Annotated in this window: 14 protein-coding genes and 1 pseudogene; 7 read left to right on the top strand and 8 right to left on the bottom strand. The window is 49.8% G+C overall.

Going from position 1 to position 19,737, the window contains the following annotated elements; all coding sequences use genetic code 11:
- Positions 1–46: 46 nt before the first annotated feature.
- From AC6R0R_RS16960 to AC6R0R_RS16950, 3 genes and pseudogenes are all read right to left on the bottom strand, one after another.
- Entirely contained in the window at positions 47–715 is a 669-nt protein-coding gene (locus AC6R0R_RS16960; protein WP_500627578.1) for an outer membrane beta-barrel protein, read from the bottom strand.
- Positions 716–797: 82 nt separating this feature from the next.
- Positions 798–1,175 carry a transporter gene (locus AC6R0R_RS16955; protein WP_334552424.1) on the bottom strand — a complete coding sequence of 126 codons (378 nt, stop codon included), beginning with the start codon at positions 1,173–1,175 and terminating at the stop codon, positions 798–800.
- A gap of 202 nt (positions 1,176–1,377) precedes the next feature.
- Positions 1,378–3,708: pseudogene (locus tag AC6R0R_RS16950) on the bottom strand (DEAD/DEAH box helicase).
- Positions 3,709–3,886: 178 nt separating this feature from the next.
- Here AC6R0R_RS16950 and AC6R0R_RS16945 point away from each other — a divergent pair.
- Genes AC6R0R_RS16945 through AC6R0R_RS16935 form a run of 3 tightly spaced genes read left to right on the top strand, consistent with a single transcriptional unit; the run spans position 3,887 to position 6,733 of the window.
- On the top strand, positions 3,887–5,575 hold the full coding sequence (locus AC6R0R_RS16945) for an NAD-dependent malic enzyme (protein WP_500627577.1): 1,689 nt from the start codon (positions 3,887–3,889) through the stop codon (positions 5,573–5,575).
- 43 nt (positions 5,576–5,618) lie between these two features.
- A complete protein-coding gene (locus tag AC6R0R_RS16940) occupies positions 5,619–5,948 on the top strand; it encodes a DUF3392 domain-containing protein (protein ID WP_500627734.1) in 330 nt (109 codons plus the stop codon).
- Complete coding sequence (locus tag AC6R0R_RS16935) at positions 5,921–6,733, top strand: SanA/YdcF family protein (RefSeq protein WP_500627576.1); 813 nt, start codon at positions 5,921–5,923, stop codon at positions 6,731–6,733. The genes AC6R0R_RS16940 and AC6R0R_RS16935 overlap by 28 nt, the downstream gene beginning before the upstream one ends.
- Before the next feature lie 5 nt (positions 6,734–6,738).
- Here AC6R0R_RS16935 and AC6R0R_RS16930 read toward each other — a convergent pair whose 3' ends face one another.
- Positions 6,739–8,037, bottom strand: a complete 1,299-nt coding sequence (locus tag AC6R0R_RS16930) for a GGDEF domain-containing protein (protein ID WP_500627575.1) — start codon at positions 8,035–8,037, stop codon at positions 6,739–6,741.
- A 219-nt stretch (positions 8,038–8,256) separates the two neighbouring features.
- Between AC6R0R_RS16930 and AC6R0R_RS16925 the strand changes: the two genes are divergently transcribed.
- A complete protein-coding gene (locus AC6R0R_RS16925; RefSeq protein WP_500627574.1) occupies positions 8,257–9,081 on the top strand; it encodes a DUF2797 domain-containing protein in 825 nt (274 codons plus the stop codon).
- A 134-nt stretch (positions 9,082–9,215) separates the two neighbouring features.
- Here AC6R0R_RS16925 and AC6R0R_RS16920 read toward each other — a convergent pair whose 3' ends face one another.
- Complete coding sequence (locus AC6R0R_RS16920; protein WP_500627573.1) at positions 9,216–10,451, bottom strand: cysteine desulfurase-like protein; 1,236 nt, start codon at positions 10,449–10,451, stop codon at positions 9,216–9,218.
- A complete protein-coding gene (locus tag AC6R0R_RS16915) occupies positions 10,435–11,094 on the bottom strand; it encodes a 2OG-Fe dioxygenase family protein (RefSeq protein WP_500627572.1) in 660 nt (219 codons plus the stop codon). The genes AC6R0R_RS16920 and AC6R0R_RS16915 overlap by 17 nt, the downstream gene beginning before the upstream one ends.
- Before the next feature lie 386 nt (positions 11,095–11,480).
- Between AC6R0R_RS16915 and trxB the strand changes: the two genes are divergently transcribed.
- The 3 genes from trxB to cydC all read left to right on the top strand — a co-directional run bounded on the left by trxB (position 11,481) and on the right by cydC (position 16,080).
- On the top strand, positions 11,481–12,449 hold the full coding sequence (trxB, locus tag AC6R0R_RS16910; protein ID WP_500627571.1) for a thioredoxin-disulfide reductase: 969 nt from the start codon (positions 11,481–11,483) through the stop codon (positions 12,447–12,449).
- 129 nt (positions 12,450–12,578) lie between these two features.
- Positions 12,579–14,366 (top strand): heme ABC transporter permease/ATP-binding protein CydD, encoded by a 1,788-nt coding sequence (cydD, locus tag AC6R0R_RS16905; RefSeq protein ID WP_500627570.1) that lies wholly within the window; start codon positions 12,579–12,581, stop codon positions 14,364–14,366.
- Positions 14,359–16,080, top strand: coding sequence for a heme ABC transporter ATP-binding protein/permease CydC (cydC, locus tag AC6R0R_RS16900; RefSeq protein WP_500627569.1), 1,722 nt, complete (start codon positions 14,359–14,361; stop codon positions 16,078–16,080). Before cydD ends, cydC begins: the two co-directional genes overlap by 8 nt.
- A 60-nt stretch (positions 16,081–16,140) precedes the next feature.
- Here the strand turns inward: cydC and AC6R0R_RS16895 are convergent, their stop codons facing one another.
- Positions 16,141–18,414, bottom strand: coding sequence for a bifunctional diguanylate cyclase/phosphodiesterase (locus AC6R0R_RS16895; protein WP_500627568.1), 2,274 nt, complete (start codon positions 18,412–18,414; stop codon positions 16,141–16,143).
- A gap of 281 nt (positions 18,415–18,695) precedes the next feature.
- Positions 18,696–19,640 carry a 23S rRNA pseudouridine(2605) synthase RluB gene (gene rluB / locus AC6R0R_RS16890; RefSeq protein ID WP_500627567.1) on the bottom strand — a complete coding sequence of 315 codons (945 nt, stop codon included), beginning with the start codon at positions 19,638–19,640 and terminating at the stop codon, positions 18,696–18,698.
- Positions 19,641–19,737: the final 97 nt, after the last annotated feature.

Genomic DNA, 19,737 nt, shown 5'->3' with positions numbered 1-19,737 from the left:
ACTCTCGTCTCGATAAGCGCTTTATTTTGCGGGACAGTCGCCTAGGCTAGAGCAGAAATCGCAGTGACACGCCCGCTTCGTTGGTTTGCGCGCTACCGGCTTGGCTTGCAGTATCATAATCACTGTCTCGATAAGTGTAAAAGCCGCCCAGAACGAAACGTTGACTGACGCGATAATGCGCACTAATGGAATAGCTCTGCTCATCAACGATGTTGCTGCGCGTCAACTGCGCCTGACCTTCCAATTTCCAATGTGTCGACAGCGCATATTGAGCACCAACACTTGCGCCCCATACGCCTGTATGATCGCTGTAAAATTTATCATCCGTCGCATCATCGGTTTGCGAAGCCCAGAGGTAGCCAAACTGACCCATTGCAAACAGATCAAGTTTGTCACTGGCCGCAATACGATAACCGACGCCTGGCAGAAGGGTATAAAGGTTGGTGGTGATGTCGTCTGGGTGCAAAAAACGCGCGGAGTAATCGAGCTGAGTAAACCAGTGTTCCCCGACAGCCCAGCGGCCAGCGACGGTGAGATCGGTCACTTTGCTATCGGCGTCAGATTGATCCATTGAGCCAGCACTGAGGTAGGCACCCAAGTAATCATAGTGGTTGTGCCAGTTTGAAGAAGGCGCTGACGGTGAAGATTCCGCCCATACACTCATCGGCAAAGCGACAAGGCTAGCGAGAAGAGAAGATGTGAGATGGCGTTTCATTGTTACTACTTACGCTCCATGAAAGTATTCACTCAGTGTTTTCACTATAGCGCAAATTTCATCATGGCTGCGTGCGCCTGATCTACAAAGTAATAATCAGCTCATCTTGTTGATTAGATTCGATTTTAGCATGCGACTGGCGACATACTCGCTCGATCTGAGACGGCTCCAATTCGTAGGGCATCACCAACTTGAGTTCAGATATCCCTTCAAGCTTGGCGAGTTCCAACAGGATAACAATATTGGATTCATCACTGCGATTTGCCGAGAGTGATTTTAGCGCGTTGTCCCACAGCCTATCCTCAACCGATACCGTCTCTTTGATGGTGTCTTTCCATGCAAGGCTAAAGATCGGGGCAAAAGTGCTCATCGCTTCGAGAAATGTCCACTTTTTACTGCATGAGGCACTTAAGAACGACGTGTAGTCAAATTCTACTCTTGCGCTATTTTGATGTTCCATATCATCCCCCGTACACATGGCAACACGTTCCACTCAATATCAATGATTCGGTTGCATATAGCAATAGGATATAGAAGATTGGTCTTTTATAGCTCTATTTCGTTTAAAACAGCTATATAAAAAGCAATACGGTAACAATTGCTGTACAAGAGCGAGACAAGCTGGATATTGGCTAGAAATATTTTCAGCAGCGAAATTTATCCTAGCGAATATCGACGACTCGACTTGCTTTGCGATATTGAACGCGCCACCCTTGCCACTTTGGCAACTCCCAACGTTTTGGGTCGCCTTTCCTCAATCCCGAGTCATAAATCACCTCAACACATTTTCTTGTCGGGTAGTATTCGACACGCAGGTTTAAATCACCGAGGTAACATTCAAACGGATACGCCTGAGCAAACTCTTCATACTCCCAATACGGAATACCTTCGAACGCGAAGTCGTCTTCACTAAATAGGGCGAGCTCTTCGACACTCGACAGTTCAAGTAACGCCAGCTGTTCTCGGAACCAAGAGTCAAATGTCACCGCTGGCGCCACCTCACCCGCCAACTGTTGGTAGAGTACGTAATGCTTGATCGCTTTGGTCATCTTGTGAGCAAATCCTGGCAACACACGCTGCGAATACACCGCGTCCATGAGCGGCGTCATCGCCAGTGCCCCTGTCGCTTCTTCAAGGCGAGTAGCCACGACTCTTCCTGCATACACCAGCTCAAGGGTGACTTGGGTTTGATCACCCTCCACCACTTCACCCTCTCGCCACTCCCCAAGATTTAACGTCGCAAAGGTGTCTAACGGCAACGGCAGAATAAACGTTGCCAGATTCAGCGTTTGTTTGACGCCTCGACCCGGTAAGCTGTGCGTATCTAAGACCAGAGCCCCCTGCGTCTGCGCTTTCAGGCGGTGCTGGCGAGGCAGTTGTACCTCCAGTTCTCCATTAGCGAATGCGTCTGGTCGTTTTAAGCGACGCACAAACGCGAGCTCTGGGTGCAAGCGTGCGATTTCCGCAATCAGCTCGCTGTGTTGATAGCGAGAAGCCACCTCAAGTTGAGGTAATTCAAACAGCTCACGCATTTGCATGGATAACCGCTGAGCTTCATCAAGAGCAGCGGCGTCGACTTCTACTCCGGTATATCGCTTGCCACGCACTAACCCAATGGCCAAGGCGCCATCACAGCCTAGCGGCTCTTGCTGATCCAACTTGCTCAGACGCTCCTCATCCGCAGTCAGTTTGAATAGTGAGGCCGGCGTGGCCAGCACTGCGGTCATATCAATCATCGCCTCTTTGAGTGCTTTTTTCGACATACGTGAGACAAGGTCGGCATAGAGCGCGTCAATGGGTAAAGGATAGAGTCGCTTACCGTACTCCGTCGCCACGCCCTTCTCATCCACCGCTTGCATCGCGCGAAGAAGTGACGCTGCTTGATTCAGGGAGCGCTCTGGTAGTGGCTCTAAAAAATCCAACTGTGACAGAGGCTTGCCGCACACCGCCGCCGCTAACATGGCTTCGGTCAGGGCTTCACGCTGCATTTCTGGTGGTGTGTGCTCAATCAGCGCTGCATGCTCACCATACAAACGCACACAGACGCCCTCCATCACGCGCCCTGCTCGCCCCGCTCTCTGCTTGGCACTCGCTTTTGAGATCGCTTTTTAACTCAAGGTCGTTTTACCATTGCGTTGCTCGGTTCTGCGCTCAAGTCCGCTGTCGATGACGAACCCGATGTTATCAATGGTCAACGACGTTTCCGCCACATTGGTCGCCAGCACGATCTTTTTCTTGGCTTGTACCGTCAAGGCGACATCTCGTTGATGATCAGTAACAGACGCATGCAAGGGCGCAACGATAATCTGCTCTAATTGCGCAAGTCGGCTGGCACATTGTGCGATCTCTTTACGCCCGGGTAGAAACACCAGAATGTCACCATCGAGATCGCGCATCGCAGCTACCTCCTCGAACACTCGCTCGTCTAACCGACGTCCATCTGGCAACTGTTGCGAGTGAGTAGCACGATGACAAAGGGAGACCTCATACACTCGACCCTCTGCCGATAAACGTTCGGCGCTGAGGTAACGCGCAAGCTTTTCACCATCCAGCGTCGCTGAGGTCACCACCAGTTTTTGCGCTCTTGGGCGGCGAAGCAAGGCAACCAGTAAATCGGTATCCCAGCGACGCTCATGGTATTCATCCACCACAATGTAATCGAAATCGGCCAGTTGGTTCTCACTGTACCAACGCAGTGCGACGCCCGGAGTGACAAACACCACTTTTGTCTTGTCGTCGTAGCAGTTGTCTAGCTTAATGGCATAGCCTATCTCTTTACCAAGCTCACTCTCGGTAGTGGTTGAAAGAAACTGCGCTAACGAGGTACAGGCAATGCGCCTTGGCTCGACAACTAGCACTCGACCTAGGTCACTGAGCCACAGAGGCAAACGGGTCGATTTTCCCGATCCAGTTTGCGCTTCCACCACCAAATCCGTGTGCTGGATGCGTTTGAGAAACTCGGTTTTTAAGTGATCAATGGGTAACGATGACATAGTTGATGAGCGCTGATAGTAAAAGGGGTGAGTATAACGAGCATCGAGGTAAAGCCCAACCTCACACCCTCTGTGCGTGCGTTTAATATTCGGTTTACTTTAGGTTTGCGAATCCCTATCATTTTCAGGTTCCTAGTTCCAAAGGTCCATTGGCCAACACCCTACTTATAGGCATGTGATGAATAACGATAAACGCCCACTCTATATCCCTTTCGCAGGGCCAGCACTTCTTAGCACTCCTCTGCTCAACAAAGGCAGTGCGTTCACCGCAGAAGAACGCAGTTCTTTTAACTTAGAAGGTTTACTTCCCGAAACCACGGAAACCATTCAAGAACAGGTTGAACGCGCTTACCAACAGTACAAAAGCTTCGAAAGTGACATGGATAAGCACATTTACTTGCGCAACATTCAAGACACTAATGAAACGCTCTTCTACCGTTTGGTGCAAAATCATGTCTCAGAGATGATGCCGATCATCTACACCCCAACCGTTGGGGCAGCATGTGAGAATTTTTCCAATATTTACCGTCGCGGACGAGGCTTGTTCGTCTCTTACGCTAATCGAGATCGCATTGATGATATCCTCAACAATGCATCGAACCACAATGTCAAAGTGATCGTGGTGACCGATGGCGAACGTATCCTCGGCTTGGGCGACCAAGGCATTGGCGGCATGGGCATTCCAATTGGTAAATTGGCGCTCTACACTGCGTGTGGCGGTATCAGCCCTGCCTACACGCTTCCGATCGTATTGGATGTGGGTACAAACAACCCGCAACGCCTCGCTGACCCTATGTATATGGGCTGGCGTCATCCGCGCATTACTGGTGCTGAGTATGACGCATTTGTTGAAGAATTCATGCAAGCCGTTGCCCGCCGCTGGCCTGACGCGTTGATTCAGTTTGAAGATTTCGCGCAGAAGAACGCAATGCCACTGCTTGAGCGATACAAAAACCGCGTCTGTTGCTTTAACGATGACATTCAAGGCACTGCTGCCGTCACTGTGGGCTCGTTGTTGGCCGCGTGTCAGGCAGCTGGCAGCAAACTCTCTGAGCAACGCGTCACCTTCTTGGGCGCAGGTTCGGCTGGCTGCGGCATTGCTGAAGCGATCATCGCGCAAATGGTCTCTGAAGGGATTTCTGATGAGCAAGCGCGCTCTCAGGTCTACATGGTCGACCGTTGGGGCCTACTTCAAGAAGGCATGCCAAATCTACTCGATTTCCAACAGCGTTTGGTACAAAAACACAGCAACACCAAAGCGTGGCAATCTGAAGGGACTGGCTTCTCGCTGCTTGATGTGATCCGCAACGCCAAACCAACTGTGCTGGTCGGCGTTTCAGGCGCGCCAGGGCTGTTCAGTGAAGAAGTGATCAAAGAGATGCACGCGCACTGCCCTCGCCCGATTGTGTTCCCACTGTCGAACCCAACCAGCCGCGTGGAAGCGACGCCAAACGACATCCTTCGCTGGACAAATGGTGAAGCACTGGTTGCAACAGGTAGCCCGTTTGCGCCGGTGGTGTTGGACGGCAAAACCTACCCGATCGCACAGTGCAACAACAGCTATATCTTCCCAGGCATCGGCTTGGGCGTCCTTGCCGTACAAGCTAAGCGAGTGACAGACGAAATGCTGATGGAATCAAGCCGTGCATTGGCGACTTGCTCTCCACTGGCGATTAATGGTCAAGGTGCGCTGCTGCCACCGCTCGAAGCGATTCATTCTGTATCGAAGAAGATTGCCTTCGCCGTGGGCAAAAAAGCCATTGAACAAGGGGTCGCCCTTGAGATTACTGACGAAGCGCTAGAAGAAGCGATTGATAACAGTTTCTGGCAGCCGGTGTACCGCCGCTACAAGCGCACTGCATTCTAACCCGTCTCAACGCCTCTGCTCAGCAGAGGCGCTTTTATTTATGATGATTGTATTTAACTATCTTGACCCATTGGGTCGCGGGCTTTTGCCCTACCTCAGTGAAATATCCACTGCACTCATCGCCTGTTTGCTCGTCATGGGAGGGGGTGATATTAACGCGCTTTTGAGACGTTGGTTACGCCCTTACCATTTCTTAATCCGCACCGGAGTGTTTATCTTGATTAATGCGTTTGGTTACGGCTTAATCATCGTAAAAGCAACGCCTTACCTCAATATGACACTGAGAAACCTCCAACCTGGGATGATGTTTTCCATCGTGATACTCTGTTTCATCATCATAGGATTATGGGCTCAAAGGAATCGACAAATTTAGTGCGTAAACTGTTTCACCGCCGCTCAACCACCGAACACACACTGGGGATCATCAAATCACTGGTGAAATGGCTGCTATTGGCCACGCTTGCGCTCGCCATCACATTAGTCGCGATTGATCGTTGGGTATCGATGCAAACTCGCGAGCAGTTGTTTACCAGCGCGGAGCAGATTGACCAATTTGATGTGGCCGTGGTCCTCGGGACGAGCAAATACCTCGGTAAAATACTCAACACATACTACATCAACCGTATTGACGCCGCGATCGCTCTTTATGATCAAGGTAAAGTATCGAACTTTTTGCTCAGCGGTGACAATGCCCACCGTTCGTATAACGAGCCCTGGACAATGAAACGCGATCTTTTGCGCGCTAACGTTCCAGAAAACCACATTTTTCTCGATTACGCGGGTTTTCGAACCCTTGACTCTGTGGTGCGTGCCAAGGAGATTTTCGATACCGATAACTTCTTAATCATCACCCAGAAATTTCACTGTGAACGCGCGCTGTTCATTGCCAACTATCACCAAATCAACGCCCGCTGTTATGCCGTCGCAGGCCCATCGGATCAATCGGGATCTAAGGTGCGTTTAAGAGAAGTGTTTGCGCGGGCAAAAGCGGTGTTGGACCTTTACATCACTAACGCCAAGCCTAAATTTCTTGGCCCCAAAGAGCCAATTATGGCCAGCGCCGAGCCCGTCGAACAACAGGTAGAGAGTGACGACTTCGACGAACCGCTGTTCGAGTATCTAGATGCAACGGGCAGCGACGCAGAATCAGCGCAATAACGCCACTACTCGCTCAGTTCAACACGATTCCGCCCACTGCGCTTGGCTTTATAGAGCGCTTCATCCGCACGAATCAACATCTCATTGGTGCGCTCTTCGCCCAGTGTTGCCACACCAATACTGGTGGTGAGCGGGTCACCGTGCACCCAAATGTGCGCCTCAACTTTACGTCGTAGCCGCTCGCCAAGTTCGTAGGTGTCGAGCACATTCATCCCCGGACAGAACACCACAAACTCTTCGCCGCCCCAACGAACCAAACGCTGCTCTGCTTGGAGCGACGTCAGCAGCACCATAGTAAACTCTTTTAAAATGTCATCGCCAATGGCATGGCCATGCTCATCATTGACCTGTTTAAAATGGTCAATATCCAAATAGAGAATCGACAACACTTTGCCGCCTATCGGCAGATCATCATAATGCTTGTTGAGCCAATCTCGGATCGCGTGGCGATTCATCGCGCCGGTAAGGGGATCGCGATGCGCAAGCTCGGCAAACTCGATGTTCTTAGCGCGCAACGATTGGTTCATCGCGTGTAAGTGATGTTGGCGCGCTTTGACTCGTTGAATGGCAAGGCGACTTCGCTTAATTTCGTACATGCTGTAAGACAGCGCTAAGCCCACCCAACAGGCCAACAATAGCGCCATCAAGGTTTCGCCAGAGACATACTCCCCGATGAATTCAATGCGCTCAATCACCAGAGTGTAGTCGCCCTCGTCCATGCCTGACCCGGTGGCAAATTCAATTCGATTCACATTGGTAAACTCAGGCGCGGCATGTTCAATAGGAATATCCAAATCCGCCAGCCACCACGTCATCACTTGTAAATTGGCTTTGGGTAATGTCATCTCTTGCGCAGAAGCAGGTGGCAGAAACTCAAGCCCGTTGTATTTGTGAGTATACTCATCTTCGATGGTTGAATAGGCTGGATTAAAATTGCGCAAATAAAAACGCATCGGCACACTTTCACCCTCTTGATTTGTGAGTGAAACTGCAAGTTTGATGGTGTGGTAATGGGTCAGGTCAAGCCCGACATCAGGCTGGCTATCAATATGAATAGAGACGCCGCAATAGGGCCAGCGGTATTTCTCCGAGGGGCGAATTTTGCATTGGAGTACGCTGAGCTGAGACTCTATCGCCAACGATGCTTGAGAGCGTCCGCCTTGGCCTTGATCACTGGTCGGATAAAACGAATACGCATCGGGCGTCACGGCTAACACTCGCCGGTCACCATATATCCCATACAGCACCACCACCACTAAGGTCAGCACCACAAGGCCAAATACCGTTTTATGGATCGCTTTCAATCTACACCCATAGCTATAACGAAAAGAGTCAATAAAGTATGAGACAGACTCTACCACAATGCGACATTATCCTTCACTCAATGTCACACATTCGCCCGAGAATCTCGGCCAATGTCGCGAAAAATGGTGGCAAGAATCCCATCCTGTTTTCTGTTACACTCAGGCCGAACACGTATTTGGCGTAAGCCATGCGGATAAAAAATAAAACAGAGTAATGTCATGTCACTAATCGTAAAAGGCACCCTCAGCAAAATGACGGCATCGCTGGGAGATCAAGTCCAATACTCACTGCCTGTCGGTGAGTCATCTGTCGCACTCAACCCACTCATCGGTCAAACGCTGACCCTAACGCACACTGGAAACATCTTTTGCTGTTCGTGTGGCAAGAAAACCAAAAAAAGTTACTCACAAGGTCACTGCTTTGTCTGTATGAAAAAACTGGCCAGTTGTGATATGTGCATCATGAAGCCAGAAACCTGCCATTATGATCAAGGCACCTGCCGTGAGCCGCAGTGGGGCGAAGAGAACTGCATGGTCGATCACTATGTGTATCTGTCCAATACCTCTAGTCTCAAGGTGGGTATTACCAGACACACCCAGATCCCAACCCGCTGGATTGACCAAGGGGCCACGCAAGGTCTTCCCATATTTAAAGTGAAAACGCGCCATATTTCTGGTCTGATTGAAGTGGAATTGGCCAAACACATTGCTGATAAAACCAACTGGCGAACCCTGCTTAAAGAAGACGGTGCCCCAATAGCGCTGGAAGAGAAGTTTGACGAGCTACTGCCGCTGGTTGAAGAGAAGATCGCCGAGATCAAACAACAATTTGGTGACGACGCGATTGAGGTGCTACCGAGCCAGATAACTCCGATTCACTACCCCGTGACAGAGCACCCGACTAAGATCACCTCGCACAACTTTGACAAAGAGCCGGTCGTGAGTGGCGTTCTACAAGGCATCAAAGGTCAATACATGATTTTTGACACAGGTGTGATCAATATTCGTAAATTCACCTCATACGAAGTGGAAGTGAGTGCATAATCACTGCCCCCAACCGCATCAGCAGACTTAATGATGAGTGGATCGCATAGTCATTGTTCCCAACGTAAGAATCGTGCCCAACGTACAAAAAGCGCCCTTTGGCGCTTTTTTCGTAAGGATGGTGTGACGATGTGCTATGGATTGATAATGCGTTTTAGCTCGTCAAAAAACAGATCCACTTCTTGTAGCGTGTTGTAGTGCATAAAACCGACACGCAATACACCACCACTGGCTTCAAGCCCTAATTGCCTCACCAAACCTAGCGCATAAAAATGGCCGCTCCAGACACAGATGTTGCGCTCACCTAAACGTTTCGCGACCTCTTCTGGCGTAAACTCATCAAAGGTTAAGGCAAAGGTCGGCGTGCGCAGCTCACTGCTCGCATGAGTCCGCCCCCACAAGGTGACACCTTGTAGCTCATCTAAACGAGAGAGAAAACGCTCGTTGAGTGCCGTTTCATGCTGATTGTATTGACGAAATGAAACCACCAATTTGTCACGTAACGAATCGCCTTGTTCGCCCCACTGAGCAAGATAGTGTACCGCGGCAGTCAGCCCAGCCAAGCCTTCAAAGTTTTGCGTACCCGTCTCAAAGCGACCGGGGCCGAAGTCTGTTGCGGGCTCCACCTTGTAAGGCGTGAGTACCTGCAACCATTTTGGCGCCACATACGCTATGCCGACATGAGGACCAAAAAACTTATAGGCGGAACAGGCAAGAAAGTCACAACCGAGTGCCATCACATCCACCAAGTGATGCGGCGTGTAATGCACTGCGTCAACGTACACCATTGCGCCTACTTGTTGCGCTGCCTCAACGACACGTTTGACATCCACAATAGAACCGGTGGTGTTCGACGCCAAAGTCAGCGCCACCAGTTTAGTTTGCGGTGAAAGTAACGTGAGCAGGTGGTCAATATCTAAGCTGCAATCGTCTTGATTGACGCGTGCTTGATGAACCACCGCGCCTTTATCTTGCGCCGCTTGCTGCCAACTAGAGACGTTCGAATAGTGATCCAGCGCTGACACAATCACTTCATCACCGATTTGCCAGTCACGGCTGATGGCCCGGCTAAGCTGAAAAGTGAGCGAGGTCATGTTAGACCCAAAGACAATATTGTCAGCCGAAGGCGCGTTGAGTAGCGCAGCGGCGGCCTCCCTCGCTTTGGCCATCAACGAGGTCGTGTGCTGACTGGAGAAATAGTGTCCACCCAAATTGGCGTTGTATTGACCAAGGTAACCCTGCATCGCTTCCAGCACCGAAAATGGCACTTGTGAGCCGCCCGGACCATCGAGAAAGATGACTGGCAATTGGTTGTGGATCTGATTTAAGGCACCAAATTGTGAGCGGACTAAATTAGGAGTGAAGTTCATTTACCGCATCCTTTGCCGTTAGCACAAACACATCCATATGCCCTTCTTCTCCTTCTATCACGGTGCGAATCGGCGTCGCATTGTGCCAAAGTTTGTTGTCAGCCAGCATCGCCACTTCACCGCTTTGTAAGGTTTTTCTAAAAAACGGCGCTTCATTGAAGCTGTTGTAGAGCATGATGTCACCCCCTTCGATATTGTGGCGGCCCATCCCGACCATCGCAATATGGTCAAAGCCATCTTGGTGGACGCCCTCTGGCGCCACTTGGGTTTCGTCGTAAACCGCAGAAATACGGATTTGATGAATTTCGATCTCCTGACCATTGGCCAAACCGTTCGATTCGACAAACACCTCACAGATCTCTCTCATGCCATCACTTTGCAAGGTCGAGGCTTCAATGGGTTCAAACTGACGCACCACATCCCCTTGAAAACGGTTGATATCGTTGGTTTGCATAAACTCATGCTTATCCAGATCAACCACTTGTCCATCACGAAAAGCTACCACGGAGTAGCGACGCAGACGATACTGACCATCGGCGTGCTCAGTGTGCGGAAGATGGGAAAAGGAAGGCGCAAGTTGTTGAATCGCCTCCTCACTAAGCTGAGTTAATTGTAGAGTTGTTTCATGGTTATGTAGCATCATCGACTCCTTAATGAAGATACACTGCAATTTTTATAACATATATTTTACATTTATTATTTGCGCACATATCCCGTTAAATCAACTTCATTTGGCATTTACATCCAACAATATTAACAATACAAAATATTTATCCAATTAGTGATTAATAGTTAGTGAAGTAAACCACTTGACAACAAAGGAAGATGAGAAAACCAGCACGGTTCACTAGTCAAATTGAAGAGGATGCTTGTAATCAAAGAGTTAGTGGCTGTTTTTGCGCCCACACTCCACCCTTGTTGATCTAATCTATAACCATTTATTCCAGTGACAGACCTTGTTAACGCCGTGCTTAGACCCATATAATCGAGAAGTTAAAAATCAATAAGCGTCACCGCGATGGAGCACAAATGAGCGACGTAAAACACTGTAAATTACTCATTCTCGGTTCTGGCCCTGCTGGCTACACGGCAGCGGTTTACGCCGCACGAGCCAACCTTAACCCAGTACTGGTTACCGGCATGCAGCAAGGCGGTCAGTTGACCACCACAACGGAAGTGGAAAACTGGCCTGGCGACCCTGAAGGTCTCACCGGACCCGGTTTAATGGAGCGAATGAAAGAGCACGCAGAACGCTTTGAAACCGAGATTGTGTTTGACCACATCAATGAAGTGGATTTCAGTCAGCGTCCATTTACGCTCAAAGGCGACAGCCGTTCCTACACCTGTGATGCTCTTATTATCTCTACTGGCGCTTCGGCAAAATACCTTGGTCTGGAGTCAGAAGAAGCGTTTAAAGGGCGCGGTGTTTCCGCCTGTGCGACCTGTGACGGTTTCTTCTATCGTAACCAGAAAGTCGCGGTCGTGGGCGGTGGTAACACCGCGGTTGAAGAAGCGCTGTACCTATCCAACATCGCCTCTGAAGTGCATTTGATTCACCGCCGCGATACGTTCCGAGCGGAAAAGATCCTCATCAAACGCTTGATGGATAAAGTGGCAAGCGGCCATATTGTGCTGCACACCGACCGTACTCTTGAAGAAGTCGTTGGCGATGACATGGGCGTAACAGGCGTACGCATCAAGGACACCCAATCCGATGCGGTTGAGCAAATCGACGTAATGGGGGCATTTATCGCCATCGGTCACCAACCCAATACCGCCATTTTCGCTGATCAGCTTGAAATGAAAGATGGCTACATCGTGGTGAAATCGGGTCTAGAGGGGAACGCGACCCAAACCAGCATCCCTGGCATTTTTGCAGCAGGTGATGTGATGGATCACAATTACCGTCAAGCGATCACCTCTGCGGGAACGGGCTGTATGGCAGCGTTAGATGCAGAGCGCTACCTGGATGGACTCGCAGATACGCAATCAGCCTAACGGCCAATCGCTTGTGGCGCTTTTTGGCGCTTATCTCAAATCCCTAAAACCTCGCGGTATTCCCGCGAGGTTTTCTTTTGTATAATGCGCGGCTTAAATCAAAATAATAATTCTCATTAAGCCTTTACCATGGATAAAAAGAAACAGCGTAGCTTGAATCAATGGCTAAAGCAGCAAAGTCGCCAAGCCAAGCGCTGGTTGATGATTGCCGTTGGCCTTGGTGTGCTCTCAAGCGTATTTTTGCTGATTGGTGCATCACTCCTCGCTCACATATTGCATGCTCTTATTATCGAACACGTCGATAAAACCGAACTTATGCCCCATTTCGTAGGGCTCGCCGCCACTGTCGTTGTGCGTGCGCTGTGCGCTTGGGGACGAGAGATCGCCGGCTTTCGCTGCGGCGAACAGATTCGCGTTTATATTCGTCAATTGATTCTCGACAAGCTCGACGAACTCGGCCCTGCGTATATCAAAGGGAAGCCTGCTGGGGCGTGGGCAACGCTGTTACTGGAACAAGTCGAAGATATGCACGACTTTTTCGCCCGCTACTTACCGCAAATGGCCCTTTCCGTGTTGATACCGCTTGTTATCTTAGTAGTGGTCTTCCCTGTCAACTGGGCAGCCGGGCTGATATTTCTGATCACCGCCCCCCTTGTGCCTCTGTTTATGGCCTTAGTGGGCATCAAAGCGGCGGATGCCAGCCGCAAAAACTTCAAGGCGCTGCAACGTCTGTCTGGCCACTTTTATGACCGCTTACAATCGATGACCACCATTCGACTGTTTGATCGCACGCGCGCAGAAACCGACACGCTGCGCGGCGCATCTGAAGTGTTTCGTACCCGCACGATGGACGTGTTGAAAATTGCGTTTCTATCATCGGCTGTATTGGAGTTTTTCACCTCTATCTCTATCGCCCTCACTGCGGTGTATTTCGGCTTCGCGTTTATTGGTGAGCTCAATTTCGGTGACTACGGCGCGGGCGTCACCCTATTTTCTGGCCTATTTGTGTTAATTCTCGCTCCGGAGTTTTACCAACCGCTGCGTGACCTAGGGACCTTTTATCATGGCAAACAGCAAGCCGTTGGCGCTGCAGAAAGCATCGTGGCATTTCTTAATACCGATGTCACTTCGGTAAAATCAGGCGATCGCAAGTTGACTGAACCGGCCATGATAACCATTAAGGCCACTGAGTTAAGCGTCTATTCTCCGCAAGGTACGGCGCTACTCGGCCCTGTCAGTTTCGAACTAAAAGCAGGGGAAACCTGCGCACTCGTCGGCCCGAGCGGTGCGGGGAAAACGAGCCTGATTAACGCCCTACTCGGCTTCCTTCCTTACCAAGGCAGTTTAACCATTAATGGCGTTGAGCGCAGTGAGTTGGATTTGGCGCACTGGCGCGAGCAGATCAGTTGGGTAGGACAAAACCCACTGCTGCTGCACGGCAGCATTTATGACAATCTCACGCTTGGGGTCAACAAGCCGAGCCAACAAGCACTGGATAGCGCGCTTGATGAATCTTTCAGCCGCGAATTTGTCGAGCATCACGGGTTAGAGTATGTCGTGACAGACCGAAGCGGTGGCTTGTCCGTCGGTCAAGCGCAGCGCTTAGCCCTCGCGCGAGCCATGATTCAAGACGGTGCATTTTGGCTCCTCGATGAGCCAACCGCCAGCTTAGATGCACGAAGCGAGCGTCTTGTTATGCAAGGTCTGGATGCGAAAATCAAAGACAAAACCTGTTTGATGGTCACTCACCAACTCACGCCCTTAAAGAATGTGGATCAGATTTTAGTGATGGACAAAGGTCAGTTGATTCAATGTGGGGACTTCGCCAGCTTAGCCCATCAACCAGGACGCTTTGCGCAGATGTTGGACGCCAGTATGTCTATGACAAACACCGATAAGGGGAACCTGGATGCGTGAATTAGCCCCCTACCTCAAATTGTATAAAAAGCATTGGTTTGGCTTGTCGCTCGGTATGCTACTGGCGCTGCTTACTCTGTTTGCCTCCATCGGCCTATTAACACTTTCCGGTTGGTTTTTGTCTGCCGCCGCCGTGGCCGGATTGACTATTGCACGGGAAACCTTCAACTACATGTTACCCGGGGCGTTTGTGCGTGGATTTGCCATGGGACGCACCGCAGGACGCTGGGGTGAGCGAGTGGTCAGCCACAACGCCACATTTAAACTGCTCACCGATCTACGTATTTTCTTCTTCAGCAAACTCGCACCGCTCATTCCGGGCCGAGTGTCAAACTTGCGCGATGCCGATCTGCTCAACCGCCTAGTGTCTGATATTGATGCGATGGATCACGTTTACCTACGTTTAGTCAGCCCAATGATCGTTGGTACCCTCGGTATCTTTGGTCTCACTGCGCTGGTCGCTTGGTTTGATCAGCAGTTAGGCTTAACGCTGGGCGCCATTCTATTGGTGGTCTTGTTCACCTGGCCGGTGTTGTTCTATAAGTTAGGCAAACGCAATGGCCGCGAGCTGACACAACATAAAGCCGATCTGCGCATTACTACGCTCGACTGGCTACAGGGCTACAGCGAGCTGACGTTATTTGGCGCCAATCGACGCTACCGAGACGCGATCCTCAACGCCCAATACAAACTGCTCGCCAATCAGCGCCTCAACGCTCATGTTTCTGGGTTAGCGCAAGCGCTGTTACTGCTGATCAATGGCTGGACGTTAGTCTTAATGCTGTGGTTGGCGGCCGATGGCGTGGGCGGCTTGTCACCGGATCCTAAAATTGCGTTGGTGGTCTTTGCCACCATGGCCAGTGTTGAGCTTCTAATGCCAATTGCCGCGGCTTTCCAGCATTTAGGCCAAACGCTCACTTCAGCAAGACGTCTCAATGACATTATTTTGTCTAAGCCGGATGTGGTCTTTCCTGACCAAGAGGTGGCTCATGACGGCGAGTTTTCCATCGAGTATGAGCAGGTCTGCTTCTCTTATCCTGATAGCCATCAGAGGGTGCTTAAAGACGTTACCCTTGCCATACCCTCTCAACATCGTGTCGCCATTGTCGGCCAAACCGGCAGTGGTAAATCGACCTTGATTCAGTTACTCAACCGCTACTGGGATGTCAATCAAGGTGAGATACGCCTCGCTGGGCGCCCAATAGCGGCGTGGAGTGAATCACAGCTGCGAGCTGCTATTAGTGTGGTCAGCCAACGGGTCGACATACTGAACGGCTCTCTGCGTGATAACTTATTGATGGCTAAGCCAGAGGCCGATGATGCCGAGCTCAGCGCGACACTGGATAAAGTTGGCCTTGCTGCACTGCTCGACATTCAAGGATTAGATATTTGGCTTGGGGACGGGGGCAGACAACTCTCCGGCGGCGAAAAGCGTCGCATCGGGATTGCCCGCGCGCTACTGCATGATGCGCCGATTCTACTGCTTGATGAACCAACGGAAGGGCTAGACAAACAAACTGAACAACAGATCATGACGTTGTTTGAGCAGCACTTTGTCGGCAAAACCGTCCTGTTTATCACCCACAGACTGGTTCATTTGGATAAGATGGACGCCATTTGTCTGGTCGAGCAAGGTCAAGTGGTCGAATATGGCAGCCACGCCTCATTGCTCGAACAACAAGGTCGTTATTATCAGTTGACTCAAACGCTCTAAACCATCAGTCACAACGGCAGCACAAGCTGCCGTTGTGTTTTAGATGTGCTGCGAAGTAGCTTATCGGTTGTCGAGGATAAAGCGGCGAAGGGCCTCTAATTTCATCGGGCGGGCAAAGTGATAACCTTGGAAGACATCACAACCGAGACGCCTCAACACCCCCGCTTCCTCTTCTGATTCAATCCCCTCGGCGACCGTTTCCATCCCCAATTTTTGCACCATGCCTAACACGCCAGCCAGCATAGAATAAGAGGACTCACTTACCAACATATCTGAGACAAAACTCTTATCGATTTTGACTTCGTCAATGGGGAAATGTTTAAGTACACTCAGTGAAGAGTAACCGGTACCAAAATCATCCAATGAGACACGTATCTGCTCGGCTTTTAGGGCATTGAGCAAGGCACAAATGCGCTCAAAATCGTCGGCTAAGACGCTCTCCGTGATCTCAACAATCAACCGCTGTTTGTTAAAGCGTCGCTCCTCAATCGCCTGTTCCAACATTGGAATAAATTGCATACTTTGAAACTGCTTAACGGAAACATTGATCGCGACATCCAGCTCCACCTGCAAAGCCTCAAACAGCTCAGAGAGCTCGGCTAACGTGCGGCGAACGATAAACTCACCGAGCTCGTTCATATAGCCACAGTTTTCAGCCACAGGAATGAATTTATCCGGTGGTACAAAACCCAGTTCAGGGTGCTCCCAACGTACTAACGCCTCTACCCCTTTAAGCGTTTTACTTGAGGTAAATTGCGGCTGATACATCATATAAATCTCATCGCGCTCAATCGCTCGTTTGAGTTCGAGTTCGATTTTACTCTTATCCAGGTGCTCAGTGAGAAAGCGCGGCTGGTAAAACACAATCCCGTTGCGTGTCTGTTTAGCGTGTGACATCGCCAGTTCAGCGTTGCGCTTGACCGCTTCTGCATCGACATCGTCTTGACCGGATGAGGCGACGCTGATGCTGCAACTTAACACAATCTCGTAGTCACGATAGAGGAACGCTTGGGTAAAACAGCTTCGGCAAAGATCAATGGTGGCATCGAGCGCTTCTCTGTCTAGCGTATGTGCCACTACAACAAATTCGTCACTGCCAGAGCGAAACACCGCGTGCTTTTCACCGACACTGGCCACTAAACGATTGGCGATGTTTTTCAGCACCGCATCCCCTGCCGGGTTACCAAAGTTGTCATTGACCAATTTAAAACTGTCGACATTGATACACAGCAGGCTGTAGCGAGCGTGCTTATCCAACCCCGATAAATAACGCTCGAGACTATAGCGATTGGCAATACCGGTTAAATAGTCATGGTTCGCTTGGTGAGCAAGTTCTTGTTGCTTGCTCTGTTCACTGAGCGCAATATTACGAAATAGGAAAAACATCACACTCACTGCCACCACATAGAGAGCGATAAGATTAGGCAATTTCTCAACAAATCGCGCCATTATGACGCTCTTTTTCACTTCAGTAGTTATCCAAAGATCGTATTTGTTGATGTAAGTGCTGGCAGCGTATGATTGCCTTGATGGAGAGGCCAATTCGTTAATATAAACGTCGTTGCTTTGTTTTATCTCTTCAAACGTCATCCCCGTCATAACTTCTAAACGTTTTATACTGCGATCGATCTCCTCTTGTGGTAGTTGATATAGATACACTTGCGGATCGTAAATGCGCTCCATTGGCGCAATCTGGAAGTAACGATCATTTTCACGAAATAAGAAGGTATCAAAGCTGTGAATTTCCATTTTTGTTTTATTAGTCAAGAAGTACTCAAAGCCACCTTTGAGTGAGATGGAAATCGACAAGACAAACTTAGGCACACCTTTTTCGTCACGAATGGCTTTGCGAAAAGGGATAATAAGCTCGCCAATGTCTTTGTGAAAATAGGTGCGCCCGATCACCGCTTCGTCACTTGCGAGGGTTTTCTCGAAGGTCAATTTGGTTTCAGGATTATCGCGCAGATAGTTGGTGTGCCCATCCACCATTCGCGGCGAACTCGTGAGCGGATAGCCCTCTACATCAAACAGCGCCAGCGCTAAAATGGTTTTTTCAATCCCGGTGGTATCGTCGAGCACGGCATTGATATGGTCGAGATCGTGCTCAAAATCCAATCGTGATAATTCACTGCCGACAATATCTATGATGGTTTGGTACTGGGTCAGAGATGACTTGAATGCGTGCGCGGTCAAACGAGTGAGGTTAACTTGCGATTGAGTAATATCTTCATAGGAGTCTTGGTACGACATATAGGCAGCGATCGCGCTTATCACTGACCATAGAGCCAGAATAAAATAAAACGCTAACCAAATATTTTTTTTAATCAATGCCATACGTCTAAGATCCCTGACAAGCCGCGGCTCTATTTCCGTTCTGTTTAAGGATAGTGTAAAGCGTCATAGCTCACCGACCTAAAATAGATCGAACACACTATACGATTCTTTGTCTCTCTTCACCCATCACAATTGAGATAAGTATCAGTTTTCACTCTAAAGTTAAGGTTAGTCATAAATTGATGAAAAAAAAGCAGCCTAACTCGGCTGCTTTCACAAATTGAACAATGGCATCAATCAATAGATGTATCAGTGATACCTACACATTAACACCTGTGGTATCAACGCTGACGGGTATTTTTACGAGGTGACTGCTCGGTTGCGCCTTTGCGTGGCTTACGGCGTGCAGGGTTGTTGCTACGACCACCGCCACTGTTGACGCGCTCTTCATGACGTTTCACGGCACGACGAATCTTCTGGCTGCGTGAGCGCTCACGTTTGCGTGAGGTGTTGGCTTTGTTCTCATCCAACATGGTTTCTTTTTCAGGACGAAGCTCCACCAATTCACGCAGGTAGTTCACTTCTTTGAGATCCAGTTCCATCCAACCGCCACGAGGCAGTTTTTTGTCGAGGAATATATCACCATAGCGCACACGTTTCAGGCGGCTAACGGTACAGTCCTGAGACTCCCACAAACGACGAACTTCGCGGTTTCGACCTTCGTTGATCACCACATAGAAGGTGTGGTTCATACCTTCACCACCCGCGTAAACCACATCCTCAAAACGGGCTAAACCGTCTTCGAGTTGAACACCACGAACCAAGTTTTTCACTTTGTCTTCGTTCACTTCACCGAAGACTCGTACAAGGTACTCACGTTCTACTTGACGGCTTGGGTGCATCAGACGGTTGGCAAGCTCTCCATCGGTGGTAAACAACAGCAGACCCGAGGTGTTGGCATCCAGACGCCCTACTGAGATCCAACGTGAACCACGGATCTTAGGCAAACGGTCAAATACAGTGCGACGACCTTCAGGGTCATGACGAGTACACAATTCGCCTTCCGGCTTGTAGTACGCTAGTACGCGACAAATCACTTCTTCTTGCGCTTTAGCGTTGACAGTGTGGCCGTCGATACGAACGATGGCGTTCTCATCTTCTAGTCGCTCACCAAGTTTAGCGACAACGCCATTGACGCTCACGCGGCCAGCTTTGATTAAAGCTTCTAACTCGCGTCGCGATCCGTGACCAGCTCGTGCTAAAACTTTCTGTAATTTTTCGTTCATTGATTTACCTATGTGTCGTCTTCACAGACGTCGAAATAAAAAAGTGCGACCCAAAAATCGCGGCCGCATATTATCTCAAAATCCTTGCCAAAGATCA

This window comes from Vibrio sp. R12-SW3-ISO1, from assembly GCF_059834005.1.
This window is presented reverse-complemented; position numbering and strand designations above follow the sequence as displayed.

Bases quoted from the DNA above. Each gene is read 5' to 3' on its own strand.
- AC6R0R_RS16960 (WP_500627578.1), bottom strand. From the start codon at position 715: ATGAAACGCCATCTCACATCTTCTCTTCTCGCTAGCCTTGTCGCTTTG.
- AC6R0R_RS16955 (WP_334552424.1), bottom strand. From the start codon at position 1,175: ATGGAACATCAAAATAGCGCAAGAGTAGAATTTGACTACACGTCGTTC.
- AC6R0R_RS16945 (WP_500627577.1), top strand. From the start codon at position 3,887: ATGAATAACGATAAACGCCCACTCTATATCCCTTTCGCAGGGCCAGCA.
- AC6R0R_RS16940 (WP_500627734.1), top strand. From the start codon at position 5,619: ATGATTGTATTTAACTATCTTGACCCATTGGGTCGCGGGCTTTTGCCC.
- AC6R0R_RS16935 (WP_500627576.1), top strand. From the start codon at position 5,921: ATGGGCTCAAAGGAATCGACAAATTTAGTGCGTAAACTGTTTCACCGC.
- AC6R0R_RS16925 (WP_500627574.1), top strand. From the start codon at position 8,257: ATGTCACTAATCGTAAAAGGCACCCTCAGCAAAATGACGGCATCGCTG.
- AC6R0R_RS16920 (WP_500627573.1), bottom strand. From the start codon at position 10,451: ATGAACTTCACTCCTAATTTAGTCCGCTCACAATTTGGTGCCTTAAAT.
- AC6R0R_RS16915 (WP_500627572.1), bottom strand. From the start codon at position 11,094: ATGATGCTACATAACCATGAAACAACTCTACAATTAACTCAGCTTAGT.
- trxB (WP_500627571.1), top strand. From the start codon at position 11,481: ATGAGCGACGTAAAACACTGTAAATTACTCATTCTCGGTTCTGGCCCT.
- cydD (WP_500627570.1), top strand. From the start codon at position 12,579: ATGGATAAAAAGAAACAGCGTAGCTTGAATCAATGGCTAAAGCAGCAA.
- cydC (WP_500627569.1), top strand. From the start codon at position 14,359: ATGCGTGAATTAGCCCCCTACCTCAAATTGTATAAAAAGCATTGGTTT.
- AC6R0R_RS16895 (WP_500627568.1), bottom strand. From the start codon at position 18,414: ATGGCATTGATTAAAAAAAATATTTGGTTAGCGTTTTATTTTATTCTG.
- rluB (WP_500627567.1), bottom strand. From the start codon at position 19,640: ATGAACGAAAAATTACAGAAAGTTTTAGCACGAGCTGGTCACGGATCG.